The sequence below is a fragment of the Gemmobacter lanyuensis genome, assembly GCF_014652355.1.
GTDB classification, from domain to species: Bacteria; Pseudomonadota; Alphaproteobacteria; order Rhodobacterales; family Rhodobacteraceae; genus Gemmobacter; species Gemmobacter lanyuensis.
In genome coordinates, this window is sequence record NZ_BMYQ01000001.1 from 547,977 (window position 1) to 565,334 (window position 17,358).

General features: G+C 64.6%; 12 protein-coding genes. 1 reads left to right on the forward strand and 11 read right to left on the reverse strand.

All coding sequences use genetic code 11. From position 1 onward, the window contains the following. Window positions 1-31: 31 nt before the first annotated feature. The 11 genes from IE101_RS02660 to IE101_RS02710 form a co-directional block, all read right to left on the reverse strand. On the reverse strand, window positions 32-517 hold the full coding sequence (locus tag IE101_RS02660) for a (2Fe-2S)-binding protein (protein ID WP_189632235.1): 486 nt from the start codon (window positions 515-517) through the stop codon (window positions 32-34). 38 nt (window positions 518-555) lie between these two features. Continuing rightward, the gene (locus IE101_RS02665) at window positions 556-1,092 is read right to left on the reverse strand and encodes an SRPBCC family protein (protein ID WP_189632236.1); all 537 of its coding nucleotides are present in this window, start codon (window positions 1,090-1,092) and stop codon (window positions 556-558) included. A 52-nt stretch (window positions 1,093-1,144) separates the two neighbouring features. Continuing rightward, a complete protein-coding gene (locus tag IE101_RS02670) occupies window positions 1,145-3,376 on the reverse strand; it encodes a hybrid sensor histidine kinase/response regulator (RefSeq protein WP_189632237.1) in 2,232 nt (743 codons plus the stop codon). A gap of 7 nt (window positions 3,377-3,383) precedes the next feature. Beyond that, window positions 3,384-4,508 carry an FIST N-terminal domain-containing protein gene (locus IE101_RS02675; RefSeq protein WP_189632238.1) on the reverse strand — a complete coding sequence of 375 codons (1,125 nt, stop codon included), beginning with the start codon at window positions 4,506-4,508 and terminating at the stop codon, window positions 3,384-3,386. Between the two features lie 45 nt (window positions 4,509-4,553). Then, window positions 4,554-5,231: a response regulator gene (locus IE101_RS02680; protein ID WP_189632239.1), complete on the reverse strand. Its 678-nt coding sequence runs from the start codon at window positions 5,229-5,231 to the stop codon at window positions 4,554-4,556. 123 nt (window positions 5,232-5,354) lie between these two features. Beyond that, window positions 5,355-6,986, reverse strand: a complete 1,632-nt coding sequence (locus tag IE101_RS02685) for an alpha-D-glucose phosphate-specific phosphoglucomutase (protein WP_189632240.1) — start codon at window positions 6,984-6,986, stop codon at window positions 5,355-5,357. A 9-nt stretch (window positions 6,987-6,995) separates the two neighbouring features. Next, on the reverse strand, window positions 6,996-9,101 hold the full coding sequence (gene glgX, locus IE101_RS02690; RefSeq protein WP_189632241.1) for a glycogen debranching protein GlgX: 2,106 nt from the start codon (window positions 9,099-9,101) through the stop codon (window positions 6,996-6,998). After that, window positions 9,098-10,525, reverse strand: a complete 1,428-nt coding sequence (glgA, locus tag IE101_RS02695; protein ID WP_189632242.1) for a glycogen synthase GlgA — start codon at window positions 10,523-10,525, stop codon at window positions 9,098-9,100. The genes glgX and glgA overlap by 4 nt, the downstream gene beginning before the upstream one ends. A 78-nt stretch (window positions 10,526-10,603) precedes the next feature. Further along, window positions 10,604-11,875, reverse strand: coding sequence for a glucose-1-phosphate adenylyltransferase (gene glgC, locus IE101_RS02700; RefSeq protein ID WP_189632243.1), 1,272 nt, complete (start codon window positions 11,873-11,875; stop codon window positions 10,604-10,606). A gap of 37 nt (window positions 11,876-11,912) precedes the next feature. After that, on the reverse strand, window positions 11,913-14,108 hold the full coding sequence (glgB, locus tag IE101_RS02705) for a 1,4-alpha-glucan branching protein GlgB (protein WP_189632244.1): 2,196 nt from the start codon (window positions 14,106-14,108) through the stop codon (window positions 11,913-11,915). A 44-nt stretch (window positions 14,109-14,152) separates the two neighbouring features. Next, complete coding sequence (locus IE101_RS02710; RefSeq protein WP_189632245.1) at window positions 14,153-16,588, reverse strand: glycogen/starch/alpha-glucan phosphorylase; 2,436 nt, start codon at window positions 16,586-16,588, stop codon at window positions 14,153-14,155. 333 nt (window positions 16,589-16,921) lie between these two features. On the opposite strand from IE101_RS02710, the gene IE101_RS02715 reads away from it, so the two are divergent. Beyond that, entirely contained in the window at window positions 16,922-17,356 is a 435-nt protein-coding gene (locus IE101_RS02715; RefSeq protein ID WP_189632246.1) for an RrF2 family transcriptional regulator, read from the forward strand. Window positions 17,357-17,358: the final 2 nt, after the last annotated feature.

Consider the following 17,358-nt stretch of genomic DNA (forward strand, 5'->3'; position numbering starts at 1 on the left):
GGGTCGCCTCGCAAGACCCTGTTTTAAATGCTTATTCCGCTGCGATCTGACCGACATCCTGCCCGGATGCCGCCAGCACCGCCTTGACGATGTTGTGATAGCCCGTGCAGCGGCAGATATTGCCCTCAAGGTGATGACGCACCTCGGACTCGGTCGGTTTAGGGTTCTGTTCCAGAAGGGCCGCCGCCGCCATCACCATGCCGGGGGTGCAGAACCCGCACTGCAACCCGTGATGGTCCTGAAAGGCCTGTTGCAGGCGCGACAGCGTGCCATCCTTGTTTGCCATGCCCTCGATCGTGCGCACATCGCCGCCTGCGGCATCCACCGCAAAGACCGTGCAGCTTTTCACCTGTTTGCCGTCCAGATGCACCGTGCAGGCCCCGCATTGCGAGGTGTCGCAACCGACATGCGTTCCGGTGAGGTTCAGTCCTTCGCGCAGAAAGGCGGACAGCAGGGTCCGCCCCTCTACCTCACGGGTCACGGACTTGCCGTTCACCGTCATCGTGACTTTCGCCATTCTCTCCTCCCTGGCTTTATGCTTGGTGGGCGCGGACCTCAGCTGATGAGCTTTCTGAACCAGCCCTTCTTTTCCGGCTCCCCGCTCCCGGGGGCGTCAGCCGAGGTTTCGGGGGTGGGCGGCTCCTCTTCCGCCGGCCCTTCGACCGCCTGCTGGAAACGTTCAAAGAATTCGTCGGCCATCTTCTTGGCAAAGCCGTCGATGATGCGGCTGCCCAGCTGCGCAAGCTTGCCGCCCACGCTGGCCTCAACCTCATAGGACAGAAGGGTTCCGGCGTCACACGGGCTGAGCGTGACACGCGCACCGCCCTTGGCAAAGCCTGCGGGGCCCCCCTTGCCTTCGCCGGAAATCGTGAGGCTTTGCCCTTCGACCACATCCGAGATGGTGACAACCCCGGTGAAGCGCGCCTTGACCGGCCCCACCTTCTGCACCACCACCGCTTCAAACCCCTCGGCGGGCGATCCGGTCACAGTCTCACATCCCGGAATTGCCGCCTGAAGCATGGCCGGGTCCAGAATGGCGGCCCAGACAGTGGCGGGTGCGGCCCGGATCTCGCGCTGATCACTCAGTTGCATGCGTCTCTCCCTCCATTCCCCGAGGCTAGCGCGAAGCCCCGTGATATCGCTATCAAACCAAAGTCGTAGTTGCAGGCAGGGATGCCAGCCAGCTTTCCAGCGCGCGGGCATCAATCGGCTTGAGAAACCGGGGAATCCCGGCGGCGTCGCAGTCGGCCGCAAGGTCGCGGCTTCGTTCGGCGGTGATCAGACAGGCAGGCAATTTCCCATAGCGTGCCCGGATTAGCCTTATGAAATCAAGCCCCGTCATGCCTTCGCCCAGCTGCTGATCGACGAGGAATACATCCGGGAGGATGCCTATCTCCTCAATGAGGGACAGGGCCTCTTCGGCGCTGCCCGCATCCAGCACCGAAATCCCCCAGCGTTCCAGCAAGAGGCACATGGCGTGCCGCAGGTCGGGTTCGTTTTCCACCAGAAACACGATACGGCTGCCGGGTTCGGACACCGGATCGGCCACGGGGGGCGCCATGGGCGGATATAGATCAGTCGCGCTGTCGGTGCGGGTCAGTTGCAGCATGAAACAGCTGCCAAGCCCGACCTCGGATTGCAGGCCCAGCGGATGCCCGAGGGCTGCACAGGCGCGCTCGACAATGGCGAGGCCCAGCCCCATCCCCTCGGACGCCGAGGCCGGGGCATCCAGCCGGTGAAATTCACGGAAGATCGCGTCCTGATCGGCCTCGGCGATGCCGGGGCCGGTGTCGCGCACCTCAAGCCGGATCATGCCGCCCTGCCGGCGCGCGCCCACCAGCACGCGCCCCTGCCGGGTATAGCGCACCGCATTGCCGATCAGGTTCTGCAGGATGCGCCGCAGATAGGCCGGGTCGGAAATCACCACCGCCGAACAGGGCATCACCGTCAGCCGCAGCCCCTTGGCCGCGGCAATGGCGGCAAATTCCTCGCGCAGCGGATCAAGGATACGGTTCAGCCGCACCGGCACCGGATTGACCGCCATCCGCCCGGTTTCCAGCTTGGAGATATCGAGCAGCGCCGACAGGATGCCCTCGACCTGCCCCAGCGCATTCTGCGCCTTGGTGATCGCCTCGGCCGCCGCCGGGGCCAAGGCGGCCGCGCCGATGGACCCGATGAACAGCTTGGCCGCCGACAAAGGTTGCAGCAGATCGTGGCTGGCCGCCGCCACGAACCGCGCGCGGCTGGCATTGGCGCGTTCGGCATCGGCCAGCGCATCGGCCAGCTCGAGCGTGCGCTCCATCACCCGCGCCTCCAGCGTTTCATTCACCGCCGAGAGCTGTTCCAGCGCCGCGCGTTCCGGGGTGATGTCGGTGAAGGACAGCACAAAGCCACCATCGGGCATTTCCTCGGCATCGGCCTGCAGGATCAGCAGCGGCCCGCGCCGCACCTCGAAATGCAGTTTGGGGCGGCCGGGGGGCGCCTCGGCCCAGGCGGCCAGGGTGGCGGCATCCATGCCCTCGCCAAAGGTGGTTTCGGTGTCGAGCCGTTCCAGCAGCGTGGTAAACCCCAGCCCCATGCGGAACCGCGTGAGCGGGATCGCCAGCAAATCGCCCAGCCGGTTGTTCCACCCCACCAGCCGCTGCCGCCCATCAAAGATGCAGACCCCCTGGCTGATGTGGTCCAGCGTCGCGCGGATGATCCGGGCCTGGTCGTCCAGCATCCGCCCGCGTTCTTCCCGCTCCAGCCGGATAATGTCGGTCACATCGGTCTGGATGATGACCGTGCCGCCGTTCTGCGTGCGATGTTCGGACACCTGCAGCCAGCGGTCCCAGACAAGCCGCACGTTGAAGATGACATGCCGGTCCTGATGGCGCTTGCGCCGCCGCACCGCCCAATCCGCAGGGGTTTCCCCCTCCGGCAGCGCCAGATAACGCGAGGTGCTGACCCGTTCGACATAGGCATCGAAGGACAGGCCCGGCTTCAGATGGTCGCGCAGGTCCAGCATATGCATCCCGAAGCGCGAGTTGCACATGACCAGCACCTCGTCGGGGCCGAAGAGGGCAAAGCCCTCCTGCACCGTCTCGATCGCATCGGCAAGGTTGCGCCGAGCGGCCTCGGTTTCGCGGTTGGCCTCGGCCAGACGGGCGTTCGACTGGTGCAGCAGATCGAGCGTGCGTTCCAGATCGCGTGTGCGGGCGCTGACCTGATCTTCCAGCATGGCGGCACGCTGGAATTGCGCATAGGCCGCGCCGCTGTCATCGGTCACCTGTTCGACCCGCCGCATCAGCGCCTCGGCAATTGCCAGAAGCTTGTCGCGCTGGCGTTCAGGCGGGTCGGCCGGGTTCAGCAGGCTTTGGGCGCGGGGGCGGGTCATGCGGGGGTCACACCCCGGGCGGATAGATGGCGACCCCGGTCATGGTCTGGTTCACATGCATGGAATTCAGCTGTTCGCCATAGGTGGAAAAGCCGATGACCCGGTGGTCGCGCAGGATGGCCGACAGCGCACCGGACATCTGCTTTTCCAGCGCCTCCATCCGGCGCAGAATGCAATCGCAGGCCAGGATCGCCTCGGGCGCACTGCCTTCCGACAGGCCCGCCAGTTCGCGCTCCAGATGGGCGACCATGTCCTGCGGTTCGGCCAGCGTCAGCACCAGCCCTTCGTCAATGGCGGAAAAGAACACCAGATCCCCGTTTGGGGCGACCTGCTGGATCGCGCGCACATGATGCCGCCCGCCGATCCGCACCACCACGGGATGGGCGGCAAAGGTAAAGGTATCCAGCTGCCCCGGGTCCTTGCCCAAAAGCCGCGCATATTCCCGCGCGGCGGGTTCGGCATTGATCTTGCGCACGATGCGATTGGCGGGGTCGGCCTCGGTCACCACCATGCGGGTATTGGTCGGCACCAGATGGTCAAGGTTGAAGACCCGCGCCCGGCAGCGCGAGCGCACCATGGCCAGCACCGCCGCATCGCGCAGCGCCTGCCCGCCATGCAGCACAAAGGTTTCGCGGAACCGCGTCCCATCGCCCGCCGACCCGCCGAACAGCGGCACGGGACCCAGGCCCGCAGCCAGCGTCGCCGTCAGCTCATCTTCCCGGGTGGACAGGCCGTCGACCATCAGGAAGGCAAATTCATGGTCCCAATCCGGGTTCCGCCCCCCGAGTGCGGTGCGCGCCCGGATCAGCCGACCGATCAGCTCTTGCCGGTTCAGCGCGGTCAGCTGCGGGATGAAGATCAGTTCAGCATCGAAATGTTCGCGCGGCAGCCCCATGGCGACGATGCCCCCCTCGGTATAGCCTTCGGGCGAAATCTCCCCCGCCGTGGTGCAGCCGATCACCGGCGCATCAAAGCACGCGCCCTCGAGCACCGCGGCCAGATCTGCCTCGGGCGAGACAAAGAGCATCACGCAGGCAAAAGGCCCCGGCCCCAGCGCCCGCGCCAGATCGGCGCCCGCACTGGCAGACCGCGCCGGAACATGCGCGCTGACGATTACCCGTCCCTCGGTCATCCGGTGCGCCTCCCTTCGCCCCGTTGGCCCTATGTGGCGGCCCGATCAGCCGTTTTCTGGCATGATCGAGCTGAAGCTTGCCTCATTCGCGATCAGCACCGCCTGCGTGCGGCTTTGCACGCCGAGCTTCCGCATGATCGCCGTGACATGCGCCTTCACGGTAGTTTCTGCGATCGAAAGATCATAGGCAATCTGCTTGTTCAGCCGCCCCTCACAAATCAGCTGCAGGATCTTGGCCTGCTGGCGCGTCAGCAGCGCCAGCCGCGACAGCGCCTGTTCGCGCGAGGTGACGGGGCCACCCTCGCTGCCCGGGCGGACAAAGCCCTCGGGGCTATAGGTTGCGCCTGCACGGATCGCCTCGAAGGCGTCGCGGAACACCTCGCGCCCGGAATGTTTCGGGATGAAGCCCGCCGCCCCCGCCTGAAACACCGCCGCGATGACCCGGTCGTCGCTGAGGCTTGAGACCACCACCACCGGCGCCGCCCCCGCCGCCGCGCGCAGCCGGATCAGCCCGTCAAGGCCCGTGACATCCGGCAGGTTCAGGTCCAGCACGATGACATCGGGCAAGGGCGTCAGGTCGAGCCGCGCCAGCGCCGCCTCCAGCCGGTCGACGGTTTCCACCCGTTCCACCCCCGCCACGGCCCGCAAGGTGATGGACAGCGCATCACAGAACAGCGGGTGGTCATCAATGATCAAGGCGGTAGCCAGAACACGGTCGGACATGGGGCATCCCTTTCGCAATGGACCCAGTGTAACGCAGGTCCACCCCAGAGCAAGCAAGCCGAAAGTCGAAGGCCCCGCGCGCCGGTCGGGCACGCGGGGCCTTGCCAAGGCTGCGGGCGGCGATCAGGTGATGACGTTGGGGTCCGTCCGCCCGGTGAATTCGCCAATGCGGGCAAGGTGATGGGCCGCACGGATCACCGGGGCCAGCGCCTCTTGCGGGTCATGGTCAAGGCCATCCGGCCCGGGCGTGAAGCGTTCCAGATAGACGCGCAGCGTGGCGCCCTCGGTCCCCGTGCCCGACAGCCGCATGACAATGCGCGACCCATCGGTGAACATCACCCGCACGCCCTGCTTCTGGCTGACCGAGCCATCAACCGGATCCGTATAGGCAAAGTCATCGGCGCCCGCGATCTCCATCCCCTCGACCGTCTGACCCGGAAGACCCGCAAGGGACGCCCGCAGCGCGGCCATCATCGCATCGGCCTTGTCGGTCGCAATCGCTTCAAAATCATGGCGGCTATAGTAGTTGCGGCCGAATTTGGCGAAATGGTCCGCCATGATCTGCGCCACGGTCTGTTTCCGCACCGCCAGAATGTTCAGCCACAACAGCACAGCCCAAAGGCCGTCCTTTTCGCGCACATGGTCCGACCCGGTGCCAAAGCTTTCCTCGCCGCAAATCGTGGCGCGGCCGGCATCGAGCAGATTGCCAAAGAATTTCCAGCCCGTCGGGGTTTCATACTGGCCAATGCCCAGGGCGGCGGCCACGCGGTCGGCGGCGGCCGAGGTCGGCATCGACCGCGCCACCCCCTTCAGCCCCCCGGCATAACCCGGCGCCAGATGGGCATTGGCGGCCAGAACGGCCAGGCTGTCAGAAGGCGAGACATAGATCCCGCGCCCCACTACCATGTTGCGGTCGCCGTCCCCATCCGAGGCTGCGCCGAAATCGGGGGCATCGGCGCCGAACATCTCCTCCATCAGCTCATGCGCCCAGGTGGGGTTCGGGTCGGGGTGCATGCCGCCGAAATCTGGCAGGGGCGTGCCATGCGTCACCGTGCCGGGGGCCGCCCCCAGACGGTTTTCCAGAATTTCCGTGGCATAGGGGCCGGTTACGGCACACATCGCATCAAACCGCATGCGGAAGCCGCCCGCGAACATCGCCCGGATCGCGGGGAAATCGAACAGCGTCTCCATCAGCGCGGCATAGTCGGTGACACTATCAACCACCTCGACCGCCATGCCGTCGACCGTTGTCGGCCCCACACGGCCCAGATCGATATCCGGCGCATCCGAGATACGGTATTCTGTGATTTCGGTGGTGCGCTGATACATCGCCTCAGTCACGGATTCGGGCGCGGGGCCACCGTTGGCCATGTTGAACTTGACGCCGAAATCCTCTTCCGGGCCGCCGGGGTTGTGGCTGGCCGACATGATGATGCCGCCGTCGGTTTTGTTCAGCCGAATCAAGTGGCTGGCCGCCGGGGTGGAGAGAACCGCATTCTGCCCCACGATCACCTTCGCCGCCCCGTTGGCCGCCGCCATCTTCAGGATGATCTGCGCCGCCCGGTCATTGAAATAACGCCCGTCGCCGCCCAGAACAAAGGTCTTGCCCGCGGCCCCGCCGATGGCATCAAAAATCGCCTGCACGAAATTCTGCAGATAATGCGGCCCCATGAAAACGGGGGTCTTTTTCCGCAGACCGGAGGTGCCCGGCTTTTGCCCGGCAATCGGCTGCGTTTGAATGGTCAGAGCGGTCATATCGGGCCCTCAGGGAAAGATCGGAGCGAAGACAAGCACGGAATGGGCAGGCACCTCAAGGCCCTGCGCAGCCGGTTCGGGCGGCGCCTCGGGGCGCGTGGTATCCAGAAGCAGGGTCCAGCCCGGTGCGGTATCGGGCAACATGAGCTTTTGCGCCGAACCCACGTTGAAGACGGCAAAAATCACCTCATGGTCATCCAGATCGCCTTCCGCCGCGCGGCGCAGTTCCACGCAAAGGCAGCGGAAGCCCGGATCATGCCAATCCTCGGGGCGCGGTGGGCTGCCGTCGGCACGCCGCCAGATCACATCGGGCAACCCGTCCACACCGCGCGCGCGCCCGTGCAGGAACCGCCGCTGCCGCAGCACCCGATGGTCGCGCCGCAGCGCGGTCAGCCGGGCAACGAAGGCCGCAAGGCCCATATCGGCATCGGTCCAATTGATCCAGCCGATGTCATTGTCCTGCGCATAGGCGTTGTTGTTGCCCTGCTGGCTATTGCCGATCTCATCCCCCGCCAGCAGCATGGGCGTCCCCTGCGCCAGCATCAGCGTGGCCAGCAGGTTGCGCTTGCGAAGATCGCGCGCCGCCCGCACGGCCGGATCGCCGGTTGGCCCCTCCACCCCCAGATTGTCGGAATGGTTGTCATCATGGCCGTCGCGGTTTTCCTCGCCATTGGCGAAGTTGCGCTTCATGGTGAAGCTGACCAGATCCTCCAACGTAAAGCCGTCATGCGCGGTGATGAAATTGACCGAAGAGGTCGCGGCACGGGCGGAATGGTCAAACCGCTCGGCGCTGCCCAGAAGGCGCTTGGCCAGATCGGGTGCCATGCCCGTATCGCCCCGCCAATAGCGGCGCAGCCCGTCGCGGAACTTGTCATTCCATTCCAGGAACGGATGGGGATAGCCACCCAGCTGATAGCCGCCGGGGCCGATGTCCCAGGGTTCCGCAATCAGCTTGACGCGGGCCAGCACCGGGTCTTGGCGCACGGCATCGAAAAAGCCGCCGTTGGGGTCAAATCCATGCGCCTCGCGGCCCAGCACGCTTGCCAGATCAAAGCGGAAACCATCGACATGCATGACCTCAACCCAATAGCGCAGCGAATCCATCACCATCCGCAGCACCATCGGATGGGTCAGGTTCAGCGTATTGCCGGTGCCGGTGTCATTCACATAATAGCGCCCGCCATCGCGCAGGCGGTAATAGCTGCGGTTGTCAAACCCGCGGAACGACAGGGTCGGGCCCAGCTCATCCCCCTCGCCCGAATGGTTGTAGACGACATCGAGGATCACCTCGATCCCGGCGGCATGGAAGCGGCGCACCATGGTCTGAAATTCCCAGACCTCGCCCTTGGTCATATAGCGCGGCTCGGGCGCGAAGAAGCCCAGCGTCTGATAGCCCCAGTAATTGCGCAGCCCCTTGGCCACCAGAAAGCGGTCATCCAGAAAGGCATGCACGGGCAAAAGCTCGATCGTGGTGATGCCAAGCTTCACCAGATGCTCCAGCACCGCATCCGAGGCAAGGCCCAGGAAACTGCCCCGCAGCCCCTTGTCCACCCCCGGGTGCAGCGCGGTCAGGCCCTTCACATGGGCCTCATAGATCACCGTCTCATGCAGGGGGACGCGGGGCGGACGGTCACCGCCCCAGTTGAAGGACGGGTCCACCACCACCGATTTCGGCACGGCAAAGGCGCTGTCGCGCGCATCAAAGGACAGGTCCGCCCGCGACGATCCCACGCGATAGCCCATCATCGCATCCGACCAGCGCAGCCGCCCCGAAAGCTGCCGGGCATAGGGGTCGATCAGCAGCTTGTTGGGGTTGAAGCGATGCCCGCCTTCCGGCGCATAGGGCCCATGCACGCGGTAGCCATAAAGCGACCCGGGCGTGAGGCCGCCCACATGCACATGCCAGACATCGCCATCCCGTTCGCGCAGCGGGATGCGACACAGCTCCTTGCGGCCATCGGCGGAAAAGAGGCACAGCTCCACCCGCTCGGCATGGGCGGAAAAGACGGCGAAATTCACCCCCTCGCCGTCAAAGCTCGCCCCCATCGGCCAGGGCCGCCCCGCGGAAACCGCATGGCCCGCCAGTCGGCCGGGCAAGGCGCCCTGCGCGTTCATGCCGGAAGCAGGCTGTCGTAAAGCCGCGCATAGGCCGCGGCCGAAGCCCCCCATCCCACCGGCTGCGCCATGGCGCGCTTTTGCAGCTGGGTCCAGACGGTGCGGTCGGAATGCAGCTGCACCAGACGGCGCAGCGCCTCGGCAAAGGCGATGGCATCGGTCGGATGGAAGGTCACGCCGGTGGCAACCCCCGCCGCCAGCGCCGCCGGATTGGCGGTGATGACCGTATCGGCCAGCCCCCCGACCGCCGCCACCACCGGAATGGTGCCATAGCGCAACCCATACATCTGCGTCAGCCCGCAAGGTTCAAAGCGCGAGGGCACCAGAACCGCATCCCCCCCGGCGAAAATCCGGTGGCTCAATGCCTCGTCATAGCCGATGCGGACGGCGACCCGGCCAGGGTAACGCTCCACCAGCCGCAGCATCTCGGCCTCCAGCGCCTTGTCCCCGGACCCAAGCAGCACCAGCCCGCCCCCGGCAGCGATGAAATCGGGCAGCACCTGCGGCAGCAGATCCATCCCCTTCTGATCCGTCAGACGGCTGACCACCACGGCCAGCGGCCCCGGCACCTCAAGGCCGAATTCGGCACAAAGCGCGGCGCGATTGGCGGCCTTGCCCTTCATCTTGCGCGGCCCAAAGGGCAAGGGCTCGGCCTCGGGTGCCCAGACCCCCTCATCCACCCCGTTCAGAATCCCCACCACGTCGGCAGCCCGCGCCGCGATCAGCCCCTGCAACCCCATGCCGAATTCCGGCCGCATCAGCTCGGCCGCGTAGCTGGGCGAAACAGTGGTGATCCGGTCAGCCGTAACCATCGCAGCCTTCAGGCTCGACAAACCGCCGTAATACTCCAGCGCGGCGGGGTGAAACTCATGCGCGGGCAGGCGCAGCGCCTCCACCATCGTGGCCTCGGCCCAACCCTGAAAGGCGATATTGTGGATGGTGATCACCGTCCCCACGTCGCGCGGCCCGCCAAAGGCCAGATAGGCCGGGGCAAAACCGGCCTGCCAATCATGGGCATGCAGGATCTGCGGCCGCCAGCCATCGCCCAAGCCATGCCGGGCGATCTTGGCCGCCACCCAGGACAGCGCCGCAAAGCGCTGCGGATTGTCCGGCCAATCGCCGCCCGCGGTATTGTAGGGCCCGCCCTCGCGATCAAACAGATGCGGCGCATCGAGCAAGAGCATCGACACCCCCTCCACCTCACCTGCGCAAACCCGCCCCGGCCCGCCGAACAGATCCTCCTCGACAAAGACCACCGGCCACTCCGCCAGCCGCGGGCGAAGCGCGCGATAGGCGGGCATCAGCACCCGCATCTCCCAGCCCTGCCCGGCCAAGGCCCCCGGAAGCGCGCCCACGACATCCGCCAGCCCCCCGGTCTTCAGCAGCGGCACACATTCCGATGCCACCGAAAGCACCCGCTTCATGCCCATGTCCCGCCCCTTTTCCATTTCATCTTGGCCCAAATATCCTGGGGGTCCGGGGGCAAAGCCCCCGGCCTTCGCTTACAGTTTCGCCCGCGACCAGGCGTCGATCATGTCCTGCGTGATCAGCACGATGCCATTGTCGGTGCGGCGGAACCACTTGGCATCTTCCTCCGGGTCCTGCCCCACGACAAGCCCTTCGGGCACGATGACACCGCTGTCGATCACGCAGTTCCGCAGCTCGACCTTGCGGTTCACGATCACGCGGGGCAGCGCCACCACATGCTCGAGGCTCGAAAAACTATGCGTCCGGCAGCCGGTAAAAAGGAGCGAATTCCTCACCTCCGACCCCGACACGATGCAATCGCCCGAAATCAGCGACGACACTGCCGACCCGCGCCGCCCATCCTCATCATGGATGAACTTGGCGGGCGGCACGATTTCCGAATAGGTCCAGATCGGCCAGCTGTTGTCATAGATATCAAGCTTCGGCACGAAATCCGTGAGGTCGATATTGGCCTGCCAGAAGGCGTCGATCGTCCCCACATCGCGCCAATAGGGCTCATCCTCCAGCCCGCTTGTCACGCAGCTTTCGGCAAAGCGATGCGCCATCGCCTTTCCGTTCTTCACGATCTGCGGGATGATGTCATTGCCGAAATCATGGCTGGAATTCGGGTCCTCGCTGTCGCGGATCAGCAGATCGCGCAGGAAATCCCAGTTGAAGACATAGATCCCCATCGAGGCGAGCGAATGGGCCGGATCACCCGGAATGGTCGGCGGGTTCTTCGGCTTTTCCAGAAAATCGGTGATGCGCCCGGCGCCATCGACATGCATCACGCCAAAGGCCGTGGCCTCTTCCTTGGGCACGGTCAGGCAGCCGATGGTCACATCTGCCCCGGTGGCGACATGCTGGATCAGCATGACCTCGTAATCCATCTTGTAGATGTGATCCCCCGCCAGGATGATCACATATTTGATGCCATAGCTGTCGACGATGTCGATGTTCTGCGTCACCGCATCGGCGGTGCCGAGATACCACTTGCTTTCATCCACGCGCTGCGAGGCGGGCAGAATATCGAGATATTCGTTCCGCTCGGCCCGAAAGAAGTTCCAGCCGCGCTGCATGTGGCGGATCAGGCTGTGGGCCTTGTATTGCGTCGCAATCGCCATCTTCCGCACGCCGGAATTGAGCGCATTGGACAGCGCGAAATCAATGATGCGGGTCTTGCCGCCGAAATAGACGGCAGGTTTCGCGCGGCGGTCGGTCAGCTCTTTCAGCCGCGATCCACGCCCCCCCGCCAGCACAAAGGCCATGGCCTGTGATGACAGCCTCTGATTGGGTCTTGCTTTCATGTCGGTCCTCCCATCGGCGCCGTGTCGCGCCTTATGTCTATGCCTTGTGCCGCAGGAACACCGCCGCCAGGGGCGGCACGGTGATGACGGCCGAAAAGTCCTGTCCCTGGGCCGGCTGCGGCATGGCCACCACCCCGCCCAGATTGCCGCGATTGCCGCCGCCATAAATGGCCGCGTCGGTATTGAGTACCTCATCCCACTGGCCCGCGCGGGGCAGGCCGATCCGCAGCTGACGCTCGACCGGGGTCATGTTGACGGCAATCGCCACCTCGGGGTCCGCGGCCCCGCCGCGCCGCAGCCAGGCATAGGTCGAACCTTCGGCATCATTGCTGTCGAGCCACTGGAACCCCTCGGGGCGGGTGTCGTTCACATGCAGCGCGGGCGTGCCACGATAGAGCGTGTTCAGATCGCGGATCAGGCGCTGCATCCCGGCATGTTGCGGATGGTCAAGCAGGTGCCAATCCAGGCTTTGCTGATAGTTCCATTCCCGGCCCTGCGCGAATTCGCAGCCCATGAACAGCAGCTTCTTGCCCGGATGCCCCCACATGAATCCGTAATAGGCGCGCAGATGGGCGAATTTCTCCTCGCCCTGCCCCGGCATCTTGGTCAGCATGCTGCCCTTGCCATGCACGACCTCGTCATGGCTGATCGGCAGGATGTAGTTTTCCGACCAGGCGTAATGCAGGCCGAAGGTCATCTGGTGATGGTGGTATTTGCGGTAGATCGGATCGCGCTCCATGTAGGACAGCGTGTCGTTCATCCACCCCATGTTCCACTTGAACCCAAAGCCGAGGCCACCCCAGTTCACCGGCCGCGACACGCCGGGAAAAGCGGTGCTTTCCTCGGCCACGGTCAGGATGCCGGGGCATTCGCCATAGACGGTTTCATTCATGCGCCGCATCATGGCGATGGCTTCGTAATTCTCGCGCCCGCCATCGCGGTTGGGCACCCATTCGCCATCCTTGCGCGAATAATCACGATAGAGCATCGATGCCACGGCATCGACGCGCAGCCCGTCAACGTGGAATTCCTCAAGCCAATACAAGGCGTTGGACACAAGGAAATTCTGCACCTCGGTCCGGCCATAGTTGTAGATCAACGTGTTCCAATCCTGATGGAACCCCTCGCGCGGGTCGGCATGTTCATAAAGCGCCGTGCCATCGAACCGGCCAAGCCCATGCGGATCGGTGGGGAAATGCCCCGGCACCCAGTCAAGGATCAGGCCCAGCCCCCGGCGGTGCGCGGCATCGACCAGGGCGCGAAATTCGGCTGGCGTGCCGTGGCGCACGGTCGGCGCGAACAGGCCCACTGGCTGATAGCCCCACGACCCGTCAAAGGGAAATTCTGACACCGGCAGCAGTTCGAGATGGGTAAAGCCCATATCGGCGGCATAGGTGACAAGCTGGTCGGCCAGTTCCTCATAGCTCAGCATCCGGTCGCCCGGCGCACGCCGCCAGGACCCCAGATGCACTTCATAGACCGAGATCGGCGCATCAATCCGGTGCCGATCGGCGCGGCTGGCCATCCAGTCGGCGTCCTGCCAGTTTGCCCCCTCGATCGAGCGGACGACCGAGGCATTCTTGGGCGCATGTTCGCTGCCAAAGCCCACCGGATCGGCCTTCAGCGGCTGGATCGCGCCGCCCGGCCCGCGGATTTCGTATTTATAGACCGTGCCTTCGCCCAGGCCGGGAATGAAGATTTCCCAGACCCCCGTGGCGCCGCGGCGGCGCATCGGGTGGCGGCGACCGTCCCAGATGTTGAAATCACCCACCACCGAGACGCGTTCGGCATTGGGTGCCCAAACGGCGAAATGCGTGCCCGACACGCCCTCGCGCGTCTGGAGATGCGCGCCCAGCACCTGCCAGAGCCGTTTGTGCGTGCCTTCGCCCAGCAGATATTCGTCCATCTCGCCCAAAACAGGGCCAAAGCGGTAGGGATCATCCCATTCCCATTCCGCGCCATGGCCGGTGGCGCGCAGCCGATAAGGCCCGGCCGCGGGCAGAAGACCCGCAAAAATCCCGTCCCCCTGCGCCGTCAGTTCAATCGGATCGGGCAACAGTGCCCAGACCCGCTCGGCCCCCGGCTGGAACACCCGCAAGACCGGCCCGGCCGGGCCATCATGCAGGCCCAGAAAGCCGAAGGGATCGCCATGGCGGCCCTGCAGCAAGGCTTCAGCGGCGGCGCGGTCCACCAGCGCCACTGCCCCATTTTTCGCCTCGTCCGATTTCGCCATAGTCCCCCCCTTTGCGACCTCGGAACCCCGCCTCTCTGGCACCTTTACAGCGCCGAGGTGACGTTCCAGATGTCTTTCATGTAGCCACGGATGGTCCGGTCGGACGAGAAGAAGCCCGACCTCGCGGTATTGAGCGCGGCCATCTTCAGCCAGCGAGCCTGATCGGCATAGGCGCGATCCACCTCGGCCTGCGCGGTGCGATAAGCCTCGAAATCCGACGCGACCAGGAAATAGTCATGGTGCCAGACGCGGTGGACCAGTTGGTGATAGCGTCCCGGGTCCTCGGGGCTGAAGCGGCCCTCGGCGATCATCTGCAGCACATCCTGCAGCGACTGGCTGGCCAGGATCGCATCGCGGGCATGATCGGGGTTGGCGCGGCGCGGCCCCACCTCTTCGGCGGTCAGACCGAAGAGGAAGAAGTTCTCGGCCCCGACTTCTTGCAGGATTTCCACATTGGCGCCGTCCAGCGTGCCGATGGTGGGGGCGCCGTTCATCATGAATTTCATGTTGCCGGTGCCCGAGGCCTCTTTCCCTGCGGTCGAGATCTGTTCCGACAGATCGGCCGCCGGGATCAGACGTTCGGCAAGGCTGACATTGTAGTTTTCCGGATAGACCACTTTCAGCCGGTCGCCGACGACGGGGTCATTGTTCACCACCTGCGCGACATCGTTGATCAGATGGATGATCTCTTTCGCCACCGCATAGCCGGGCGCGGCCTTGCCCCCAAAGATCTTGACGCGCGGCACCCATGTTGCACCGGGGTTCTGGCGGATATCATGGTAGCGGGCGATGGTGTCGAGGATGTTCAGCAGCTGGCGCTTGTATTCATGCACCCGCTTGACCTGCACGTCGAACAGCGCATCGGCGGAAACGCTGACGCCACAGTGATCCTTGATCCAGCCCGCCAGAGCGACCTTGTTCTGCCGCTTGGCCGCCCCGAAGGCCTTGAGGAACCCCTTGTCGCCGACATGCGGCTCAAGCCCGCGCAGGCGGTCAAGGTCGGATTCCCAGCCGTCACCCAGCGTTTCGGTGATCAGCCCGGCAAGCGGACGGTTGCACATCTTCAGCCAGCGGCGCGGCGTCACGCCGTTCGTCTGATTCACGATGCGCGGATGCAGCGCCTCAAGTTCCGAAAACAGGTTCTTTTTCACCAGATCGGAATGCAGCGCGGAAACCCCGTTCACCTTGTGCGACATGATCACGGCCAGCTCGCCCATCCGCACTTCATGGTGCTTGACGATCCCCACCCAATGCGGGCGCGAGGGATAGGTTTCGCGGTGCCAACCGTCGATCCGTTCGACGATCTGCATATGGCGCGGCAAGATATTGCCGAAGGTATAGGTCGCCCAGCGTTCCAGCGCCTCGGGCAGAAGCGTGTGGTTGGTATAGCCCAGACAGGCGCGCGCCGTCTCCATCGCGTCCGAAAACTCCATCCCGTGGTCATCGACCAGCAGGCGGATCAGCTCTGGCCCGGCAATGGCGGGGTGCGTGTCGTTCATCTGGATGGCGACATGTTTGGGCAGGTCGCGCAGCGCATGGCCCCCCGCGGTGAAGCGGCGCAGGATGTCTTGCAGCGCGGCCGAGGTCAGGAAGAATTCCTGTTTCAACCGCAGCTCTTTGCCCTGATAGGTGGTGTCATCAGGGTAAAGCACGCGGCTGAGCGTGCGGGCCAGCGCTTCAGGTTCGGCCGCGGCGGCATAGTCACCGCGGTTGAAACGGTCGAGGTCAAAGAGCGTGGTCGATTTCGCCGACCAGAGCCGCAGCGTATTGGCCCATTTCCCCTGCCAGCCGATGACCGGGGTATCATAGGCCTCGGCCAGCACGGTTTCGCCGGGTACCCAGACCTCGCGCCCGGCGCGGGTTTCCAGATGGCCCTTGAAACCGATGGTATAGGCGGCCTCGGGGCGTTCGAATTCCCAAGGGTGGCGCTGGGTGAGCCAGTCTTCCGGCGCCTCGACCTGACGGCCCTGTTCGAACCGCTGACGGAACAGCCCGTGTTCATAGCGGATGCCATAGCCATAAGCGGGGCAGCCCACCGTCGCCATGCTTTCCATGAAACAGGCCGCAAGCCGCCCCAGCCCGCCATTCCCCAGCGCGGCATCGGGTTCATCCTCCACAATCGCACGGAAATCCTGCCCCAGATCGCCCATCGCGGCCTCGGCCAAATCGCGCAATCCCAGGTTGATCGTCGCATCCTCAAGCAGGCGCCCGATCAGGAATTCCATCGACAGATAGTAGACGCGCTTGTGACCCGTTTCCCAGGTCTTGCGGGTCGAGGCGAACCACGGCTCGACGATCCGGTCGCGAATCGCGAAAGACAGCGCCATGCGCCAATCATAGCGGCTGGCATGGGGCGCATCCTTGCCCAGAGTATAGGTCAGGTGGCGAAGGATGTCTGCCTTGAGCTGCGGCGCGGTCAGGTCTGTCACGTCACTTTCCAATCTTGATGGCACCGACCCAGTAAGGCGCTGTCGCCGCATCAACACAAGCCCGCACCGACCTTGCCGGAAGTTTTTGTCGTTTTTGCAGCAATCAGGACCGGGCCTGCCTTAACCCTTACCGTGTTAGCGCAATCATGCTTAAAACGCACCATAAATTTTACAATCAAAAACAAAGACATGTAGACTCAAAGCGCTTTGATTTGCATGCAACGATTCGGCGCAGCCCGAAAGCGACATGCGCCGCCATGGTTGCAAGCGCCGGTCCCGTGCGCTGGCGGCGCCAAAAGCTGAACCTGCAAAACATGATCTAGATCATGGTGAAGGCCGGGTCGGGCTGCGACAAAGGCGCCGCGTTCAACATCGAGTGGCCCCATGAGACTCACCACACGTACCAATCTTGCCATGCGCACGCTGATGTTCTGTGCCGTGAATGCCGGGCGTGTCGTCCGCAAGGCCGAGGTTGCGGCCGCCTGCAATGCATCGGAAAACCATCTGGCGCAGGTGATCCACCTGCTCGCACAGAAGGGGTTCCTGCGCACGGTGCGGGGCCGTTCTGGCGGGTTGATGCTGGGCCGCGCCGCCGAGGAGATCCGGGTCGGCGATGTGTTCCGTACCTTCGAAAGCGGCCTGCCTTTCACCGAATGTTTCGCGGGCGGCGAAAATTCCTGCCCCCTGGTCGCCTGCTGCCGCCTGAAATGCGCGCTGGCCGAGGCGGTCGAGGCCTTCTACCGCTCGCTCGACGGTCATTCCGTGGCCGATATGGTCGTCGGCAATTGCGAGCTTGAGGGCCTGCTCAAGGTCGCCTGACC

Bases quoted from the DNA above. Each gene is read 5' to 3' on its own strand.
- IE101_RS02670 (WP_189632237.1), bottom strand. From the start codon at position 3,376: ATGACCCGCCCCCGCGCCCAAAGCCTGCTGAACCCGGCCGACCCGCCT.
- IE101_RS02685 (WP_189632240.1), bottom strand. From the start codon at position 6,986: ATGACCGCTCTGACCATTCAAACGCAGCCGATTGCCGGGCAAAAGCCG.
- glgC (WP_189632243.1), bottom strand. From the start codon at position 11,875: ATGAAAGCAAGACCCAATCAGAGGCTGTCATCACAGGCCATGGCCTTT.
- glgX (WP_189632241.1), bottom strand. From the start codon at position 9,101: ATGAACGCGCAGGGCGCCTTGCCCGGCCGACTGGCGGGCCATGCGGTT.
- IE101_RS02680 (WP_189632239.1), bottom strand. From the start codon at position 5,231: ATGTCCGACCGTGTTCTGGCTACCGCCTTGATCATTGATGACCACCCG.
- glgB (WP_189632244.1), bottom strand. From the start codon at position 14,108: ATGGCGAAATCGGACGAGGCGAAAAATGGGGCAGTGGCGCTGGTGGAC.
- IE101_RS02710 (WP_189632245.1), bottom strand. From the start codon at position 16,588: ATGCGGCGACAGCGCCTTACTGGGTCGGTGCCATCAAGATTGGAAAGT.
- IE101_RS02715 (WP_189632246.1), top strand. From the start codon at position 16,922: ATGAGACTCACCACACGTACCAATCTTGCCATGCGCACGCTGATGTTC.
- IE101_RS02665 (WP_189632236.1), bottom strand. From the start codon at position 1,092: ATGCAACTGAGTGATCAGCGCGAGATCCGGGCCGCACCCGCCACTGTC.
- glgA (WP_189632242.1), bottom strand. From the start codon at position 10,525: ATGAAGCGGGTGCTTTCGGTGGCATCGGAATGTGTGCCGCTGCTGAAG.
- IE101_RS02675 (WP_189632238.1), bottom strand. From the start codon at position 4,508: ATGACCGAGGGACGGGTAATCGTCAGCGCGCATGTTCCGGCGCGGTCT.
- IE101_RS02660 (WP_189632235.1), bottom strand. From the start codon at position 517: ATGGCGAAAGTCACGATGACGGTGAACGGCAAGTCCGTGACCCGTGAG.